The following is a 7,087-nucleotide window of genomic DNA, read 5'->3' on the forward strand; positions in this document are numbered from 1 at the left end:
GTCCGGCCGGTCCGCCACCGGCCAGGTGTCCGGGCGGCCCGGTGGGGCCTCTTGGCAGGGCACCCAGGGCCGTCGTGCGTCTCCGTGACGGCCGCAGCAGGAAAGGCTGGTTCACACGCGTGGCACCCCGTGGACGCACCCGTTGGGCGATGGGCGGACTCCTCGCCACCGGCATCCTCGTCAACTTCCTCGACCGCACCGCGCTCTCGGTGGCGAGCAGTTCGATCGCCGACGACTTCGGGCTGGACCTCCCACAACTCGGGGTGGTCCTCTCGGCGTTCACGTGGTCGTACTGCCTGGTCCAGTTACCCGCCGGTCTGCTGGTCGACCTCCTGGGCGTCTCACGGCTCACCCGGATCGCCGCCGGGCTGTGGACCGTTGCCGGGCTGCTGACCGCGGTGGCCGGCGGGGTGGGTCCCCTCATCGCGGCCCGGCTGCTGCTCGGGGTCGCCGAGGGACCCTCGATGGTCGGCGCCTCCAAGGCGACCGCGGCGTGGTTCCCGCTCAGCGAGCGCGGTACGGCCACCGCGATGTTCGACGGCGCCACCAAGCTGGCCAACATGGTGGCGTTCCCGGTCCTGGCGTTCGTGATGAGCGAGTGGGGCTGGCGGGCCGGGTTCCTGTTCACGGCCGTGGTCAGCGCACTGTTCACCGCCGTGTGGTGGTGGGGGTACCGGGACCCGTCCGCCTACCGCTCGCTGCGTCCGGCCGAGCGCGCGTTCATCCTCGAAGGCGGGGCACGGGACGCCGACCGGGGCGGGGCACGGCAGTTCCGCTCGGCGCTGCGCTCGGGCCGGATCTGGCTCCTGTCCTGCGGCTTCGCCTGTTACGGCTACACCATCAACATCGTGCTGACCTGGATGCCGGAGTTCCTCCAGCGGGAGTTCCATGTGCGGCTGCTGCAGTCCGGCTTCTACGCGATGATTCCGTGGGCGGTGGCGACGGTGGCCGAACTCCTCGTCGGGGGGCTGCTGGTGGACCGGCTGGTGCGGCGGGGCCGCGGCGCGTGGACGGTGCGCAGGACGGTGCTGACATGCGGGCTGGCGCTCGGCGCGACGATCGGCGCCGCGGGGAGCGCCGGGTCACCCGCCATGGCCGTCGTCTGGATGTCCCTCTCCCTGGCGGGGCTGGCCATTGCCGCGCCCGTCGCCTGGGGCCTGCCGGGGCTGCTCGCCCCGCCGGGGACCGTGGGGGCGGTCAGCGGCCTGATGAACTTCCTCAACACGGCGGCCACGGCCGGCGGGGTGCTGCTCACCGGTTGGCTGGCGCAGGCGACCGGCTCGTTCGAGGCACCCTTCCTGTTCGCCGTCGCCGTGCTGGCCCTCGGGGTCGCGCTCTACTGGGCGGCGCTGCGCCCGGCCGCGGTGTCCGACGCCGTGCCGGCCCGGCAGCCGCACCGGGTCTGAGGTCCCGCCGGCGGTCTCGTGCGAGGCCAACGCACCTGCACACACTGGGCAGTTGCTGTGTCCGTCATCACAGATTCGCCACCGAACACACGGGCATCCCTAGGATGGGCAGGCAGTTCTCGGCAGGGGGGCGTGAAAGCAGGTATGCACACCGTCGGCCCGATCCGGCTCACGCCCGGCACCTCGCCGGAACACCCCCCACCATTCCCGAAGCTGACCGGTCCTGCCCCGGACACCACCACGTCAGCGACGAGCGCCACTGCGGTCGAGGTTCCCCGCCGATGAACGACACCTCTGTCTTAGCGTCCTGCCTGGCGCGATTATCCTGGCCGCCGGAGCGGCTGGCCCGGGAGATCAACAAGCGGTGCGGCACCGGCACCATCAGCAGCAAGGCGCCCTACAACTGGTTGAAGGGCGCCTGTCCCCGGCGCCGGCTGCCGCACATCGTCGCCACGATCCTCTCCGATCACCTCGGCGAGCCCATCGGGGTCGCGGCGCTGTGGCCCGAGCACTTCCCCGCGGCCTCGTGCCGGCGCCTGTCCGCACAACGGCGTCCCGCGAAGCCCGTCTCCCGCCCGGCCGCCCCGGACCCGGTCACCGCCTCGGTGGACTGGCTGGTGACCGACGACCCGCCGCCGCCCTCCCGGACCCGCGGCGAGGAGATCCCCGACGTCGCGGTCGGGATGCTCACCGACCGGATCCAGCAGCTGCGGCGGCTGGACGACAGCTGCAGCAGCGGGCTCGTACTGGACTGGGCTCTCCAGGACCTCCAGTGGGCGAAGAAGCTGGCGGCGACCTACGCCTACGACGCCCCGACGGGCCTGCGGCTGCACCGGATCATCGCCGAACTCGGCCAGCTCTGCGCCTGGTTGACCGCCGACCAGGGCCGGGACGAGCTGAGCCGCGCCCGCTTCCTGACGGCACTGGGCGCCGCACGTGCCGCCGGCGACCGGCCGCTCGCCGCGTACATCATCTCCTGTATGAGCTACCGCGCCCTCTGGGCCGGACGGCCGGAGGACGCCCTGCGGCTGATCCGGATCGCCCGCAAGGGATCGGCGCACGAGGACATGGGCATCGGCCAGGCGCTGCTGGCCACCCGCGAGGCCAGGGCCCATGCGGGCCTGGGCGACGAGGCGGGCTGCCGGCGGGCCCTGGACGAGGCCGCCGAACTCAGCCGGACCGGGCGCCCCTCGTCCGACGCGCCCTGGGCCTACTGGCTCACGCCCGGCGTCATGGTGGCCGATGCCGGACGGGCCTGGCTGGAACTGGGACGCCCCCAGCAGGCGGAGTGGCACCTCGCGCAGGGCATCGACATGCTCCGGGGCAGCCAGCCGCGCAACCTGCTGCTGCACAGCACCTCGCTGGCCGAGGCGCGGTTGGCGCACCGTGAGGTCGACGGCGCCGCGGAGGCCGCCGCACAGGCCCTCGCCCTCGCCGAGAACGTCACCTCGCAGCGGGCGCACACCCGGCTCATGGCCCTGCGGCAGGGGTTCCAGCGCCATGACAGTGCGGTGGCGCGCGCGATCGTGCAGCGGGCCGACGACCTGCTGGAAGTGGAGCGGGCACACGCGGCCTGCTAGGCATGGAACCCTCGGGCCCCCGCCGCCGCGCGCCACCTCGGCCCACCTCACCCCCGGAACGGCATCCAGGAGAAACAGAAACACATGCGAGTCACTCACGAGGCACCGCTCGCCCCGCTGACGACGCTGGGCATCGGCGGACCGGCGGCGGCCCTCATCGAGCTGTACGACCCCGCGGACTTCCCCGAGTTCGTGGCGCTGTCCGACGCCTTTCCCGGCGAGCCCGTCTGCCTGGGCGAGGGGAGCAATGTGCTGGTCGGCGACGCCGGGTGCGACGGTGCGGTGCTGCGGATGAGCACCAAGGGCGTCCGCGTCACCGGGAGCACCGCCGACGGGCGGGTGCTGGTCGAGGTCCAGGCGGGCCATCCGCTCGGCGATCTCGTCGAGACCACCATCGCCGAGGGCCTGACCGGCATGGAGATGCTGGTGGGCATCCCCGGGACGACCGGCGCCCTCCCCGTCCAGAACGTCGGCGCCTACGGCCAGGAGACCGCGGACACCCTGGTGGAAGTCACCGCCTGGGACTGGAAGTCGGGCCGGATGGTCACCCTGGACGCGGCGGCCTGCGGCCTGGGCCACCGCACCAGCGTCTTCAAGCACTCCCGCCGGTGGACCGTGCTGAGCCTGGTCTTCGCGCTGCGCCGCGCCGAGCTGAGCGCGCCGGTCACCTACCGGACGGTCGCCGCCGAGCTGGGGGTTCCGGTCGGGAGCCGGGTGCCGCTGGACGAGGCGGCCCGGGCGGTGCTCGCCGTCCGGAAGAGCAAGGGCATGGTGCTGGGGTGCAGCGGCAGCGACGACCGCTCGGTCGGCAGTGTGTTCCTCAGCCCGGAGATCTCCCCCGAGCAGGCCGAGCGCCTGCGGGCGCGCCGGGCACCGGTGAACCTTTTTCCCGACGGCTCGACCCGGGTCTCCGCGAGCTGGCTCATCCGGGAGGCCGGTTTCGCGCTGCGCCGGCCGATCGTCACGGGCGTACGGATTTCCTCGCTGCACTACACCCTGGTCGCCGAAGAGGGGGCGAGCGCGGCCGGTTTCACCCGGGCGATGGACATCGTCCTTCAGGAAGTGCTGCGCACCACCGGGGTGCGGCTCACCTCCGAAGTCGACTTCCTCTGAACCGGCCTGCGCCGCCGGGCCCGCCCGTGCCCGTGAACGCCCCCGCGGCACCGCCGCGTCAGAACCCGCCGGGTGTCGGCCGGACCTCGAAGCCCGTCAGCCCCTGCGGCTCCTCCTCGTGGACGGACACGGTGTTGACGGTCGCCATCGGCGGGCCCTCGTGTGCCCAGTCCACCAGTTCCTTTACGCGCTCGGGCTCCCCCTCGAACACGGCCTCCACCTCGCCGCCCGGCAGATTCCGCACCCAGCCGGCCACCTTGCGCTCGTCGGCCATGCGCCTACAGGTGTCGCGGAAGAACACCCCCTGCACGTCTCCGGAGACCACCACCCGTCTGCGGATCATCCGTGCCTCACCTCGTTCGCTCGCCCGGCGGTACGAGCGCAGATATATCCCGCCCCCGCGGTCAGCGGGCGGAGGCACGCCCGGGCGGCGTACGGCTCACGGAGCGGCCGGCGGCCGAGACGGCGCGGGCGAAGCGGACGGCGTCGTGGACGGCCGCCGCACCCGTGTCGTTGTTGAAGTACGTGTAGACGTCGGCCCGGTCGGGCCAGGTGTCGGCGATCCGTCGCGCCCAGGTGGTGAGCGCCTGCCGGCCGTAGCGGGGTGCGGGTTCCGCCCGGCCGCCGTGGAGACGCAGGTACCCCCAGTCGGCGGTCCGCCAGAGGGGCGTCACGGGCCGGGAGTCCCGGTCCGCCCAGCACAGCGCGGCGCCCCGCCGTTCCAGCACGGCGCGGATCTGCGGGGTCCACCACGAGGCGTGGCGGGGTTCGACCGCCACCCGGGTGCCGGCGGGGAAGCAGCCGAGGCAGGTGTCCAGCAGCCCGGCGTCCACGTGCAGGGTGGGAGGCAGTTGGAGCAGGACGGGCCCGAGCCGGGCGCCCAGGGCGGCGGCGCGCGACATCAGGCGTCCGACCGGCTCCCGGGGATCACGCAGCCGCTTGATGTGCGTCAGATAGCGGCTGGCCTTGACGGCCATCACGAACCCGTCGGGGGTGCGGTCGCGCCAGTTCGCGAACGTGGTCTCCGCGGGCAGCCGGTAGAAGGCGGCGTTGCTCTCGACGGTGGCGAACTGCCGCGCGTACTCCTCCAGCCACATCCGCTGCGGCCGGTCCGCCGGGTAGAGGACACCGCGCCAGTCCTTGTACTGCCAGCCGGAGGTTCCGACGAGGACGGTCATGGCCCGGATGCCTGCCCGGTCCGGGGCGGGGCCTATCAGCCGTCGCTCGTGGGGGACCGGCCGTCCGGCGTACCGTTCCGTCGCCGGGGCCGGACCCGAGGCTGCCGCCGGGCCGGCGCCTTTCAGCACGGCAGGCCGTCGAGGAAGTCGCTGCCCGGGCGGGCCACGGTGTTCAGGTCCCCAACTGGTACCCGGCGTAGCGACCGCGGCGCCGGGTGGTGATCAGGCCCGCCTTCTTCAGGCGCGCGAGGCGGCGGGAGGCCTCCGGTGCGGTGAGGCCGTGGGCGGCGGCCGGTTCACCGGTGGTGTGCGAGCCACGGGCCGGGGCGCGGCACATGCCCCGAGGCGCGTCAGGCCACCGCCCTCGCCCCGGCCGCGCCGCCGCCTCCCTCCCCCGCCTCGCGGTGAATCGGCATCCGCGAACCGGTCAACGGGAGGCCCGTGCCGCCGTGGCGGGCCGCGACGATCTCGGCGGCGATGGACAGGGCGGTCTCCTCGGGGGTGCGCGCCCCGAGGTCGAGACCTATCGGCGAGCGGAGCCGGGCGAGTTCGGATGCGGTGACACCGGCTTCGCCCAGCCGGCGGTTGCGGTCCTCGTGGGTGCGGCGCGAGCCCATCGCGCCGACGAAGGCGACCGGCAGCCGCAGGGCCTCCTGCAGCAGGGGGATGTCGAATTTGGCGTCGTGGGTCAGCACGCACAGGACCGTGCGGCCGTCGGTCGCGGTGCGCCGGAGGTAGCGGTGCGGCCAGTCGACCACGATCTCGTCGGCCTCCGGGAAGCGGGCGCGGGTGGCGAAGACGGGGCGGGCGTCGCACACGGTCACGTGGTACCCGAGGAACGCGGCCGTACGGACCAGCGCCGCGGCGAAGTCGATGGCGCCGAAGACGATCATGCGGGGTGGCGGCACGCTCGACTCGACGAACAGCGTCAGGTCGGCCGCGCAGCGCGCCCCGCGCTCCGAGACGGCGACCGCGCCGCTCCGCCCCGCGTCCAGCATGGCCCGGGCCTCCGCCACCGCGGCACGGTCGAGCTCCGGATGCCCGCCGAGGCCTCCTTCGTACGAGCCGTCGGAGCGTAGGAGCAGCCCCCTGCCGAGAAGTCCCGCCGGGCCCCGGGCCACACGGACGAGCGCCGCCGGCTCACCGCGGGCGGCGGCCGACAGCGCCGCCGCGCACACCTCCCCGCCCGGTGCGTCCGCCCGCACCGGCGTGACCAGGACGTCGATCACCCCGCCGCAGGTCAGTCCCACCGCGAAGGCGTCCTCGTCGCTGTAGCCGAACCGCTCCAGCACCGGCGCACCGTCCCGGAGCGCCTGGACACACAGCTCGTACACCGCCGCTTCCACACAACCACCGGAGACCGAACCGAGGGCCTCACCACGACTGTCGACGGCAAGTGCGGCCCCGGGACCACGCGGCGCACTCCCGTCGACGGCCACGACGCTGGCCACGGCGAAGTCCCGCCCCTCCTGCCGCCATTGGTTCAACTCATCGGCGATGTCCAGCATCTCGGTCTCCTCTGGGTGTGTGGCGGGGCGGGGGCCGTGGTGGGGGGGGCGGGGGCTGTAGTGGGGCGGGGGCCGTGGTGAGGGCGGGGGCCGTGGTGAGGGCGGGGGCCGTGGTTAGGGCGGGGGCCGTGGTGAGGGCGGGGGCTGTGGTGGGGGCGCGAGTGGGAGTCGGGCCACCGGGAGGGAGGGGCGGGCTCGGACGGTTGGCGGGGCTGGGGCCGGACACGGACGGTTGGCGGGACGAGGGCCGGACACGGACGACTGATGGAGCGGGGGCCGGGCACGGACGGTTGGCGGGACGA

General features: G+C 74.0%; 6 protein-coding genes and 1 pseudogene. 3 read left to right on the top strand and 4 right to left on the bottom strand.

The features are described 5' to 3' along the window. Positions 1-119 precede the first annotated feature (119 nt). The 3 genes from AB0411_RS00115 (at position 120) to AB0411_RS00125 (ending at position 4,099) form a co-directional block, all read left to right on the top strand. Positions 120-1,406, top strand: coding sequence for an MFS transporter (locus tag AB0411_RS00115; RefSeq protein ID WP_366414887.1), 1,287 nt, complete (start codon positions 120-122; stop codon positions 1,404-1,406). 281 nt (positions 1,407-1,687) lie between these two features. After that, positions 1,688-2,986, top strand: a complete 1,299-nt coding sequence (locus AB0411_RS00120; protein WP_366414888.1) for a hypothetical protein — start codon at positions 1,688-1,690, stop codon at positions 2,984-2,986. Positions 2,987-3,070: 84 nt separating this feature from the next. After that, positions 3,071-4,099 (top strand): UDP-N-acetylmuramate dehydrogenase, encoded by a 1,029-nt coding sequence (locus tag AB0411_RS00125; protein ID WP_366414889.1) that lies wholly within the window; start codon positions 3,071-3,073, stop codon positions 4,097-4,099. 58 nt (positions 4,100-4,157) lie between these two features. Here the strand turns inward: AB0411_RS00125 and AB0411_RS00130 are convergent, their stop codons facing one another. From AB0411_RS00130 to AB0411_RS00145, 4 genes and pseudogenes are all read right to left on the bottom strand, one after another. Then, positions 4,158-4,442: an acylphosphatase gene (locus tag AB0411_RS00130; RefSeq protein ID WP_366414890.1), complete on the bottom strand. Its 285-nt coding sequence runs from the start codon at positions 4,440-4,442 to the stop codon at positions 4,158-4,160. Between the two features lie 61 nt (positions 4,443-4,503). Further along, positions 4,504-5,277 carry a DUF72 domain-containing protein gene (locus tag AB0411_RS00135; protein WP_366414891.1) on the bottom strand — a complete coding sequence of 258 codons (774 nt, stop codon included), beginning with the start codon at positions 5,275-5,277 and terminating at the stop codon, positions 4,504-4,506. Between the two features lie 122 nt (positions 5,278-5,399). Next, positions 5,400-5,614, bottom strand: a pseudogene (locus AB0411_RS00140) (helix-turn-helix domain-containing protein); the annotation flags it as partial. Positions 5,615-5,627: 13 nt separating this feature from the next. Then, the gene (locus AB0411_RS00145) at positions 5,628-6,785 is read right to left on the bottom strand and encodes an XdhC family protein (protein ID WP_366414892.1); all 1,158 of its coding nucleotides are present in this window, start codon (positions 6,783-6,785) and stop codon (positions 5,628-5,630) included. Between the last annotated feature and the right edge of the window lie 302 nt (positions 6,786-7,087).

Origin of the sequence: Streptomyces angustmyceticus (genome assembly GCF_040701845.1) — a bacterium.
Lineage (GTDB): Bacteria > Actinomycetota > Actinomycetes > Streptomycetales > Streptomycetaceae > Streptomyces > Streptomyces angustmyceticus_A.

Excerpts from the sequence above, each read along its gene's own strand:
- AB0411_RS00130 (WP_366414890.1), bottom strand. The coding sequence starts at position 4,442 with ATGATCCGCAGACGGGTGGTGGTCTCCGGAGACGTGCAGGGGGTGTTC.
- AB0411_RS00135 (WP_366414891.1), bottom strand. The coding sequence starts at position 5,277 with ATGACCGTCCTCGTCGGAACCTCCGGCTGGCAGTACAAGGACTGGCGC.
- AB0411_RS00120 (WP_366414888.1), top strand. The coding sequence starts at position 1,688 with ATGAACGACACCTCTGTCTTAGCGTCCTGCCTGGCGCGATTATCCTGG.
- AB0411_RS00125 (WP_366414889.1), top strand. The coding sequence starts at position 3,071 with ATGCGAGTCACTCACGAGGCACCGCTCGCCCCGCTGACGACGCTGGGC.
- AB0411_RS00145 (WP_366414892.1), bottom strand. The coding sequence starts at position 6,785 with ATGCTGGACATCGCCGATGAGTTGAACCAATGGCGGCAGGAGGGGCGG.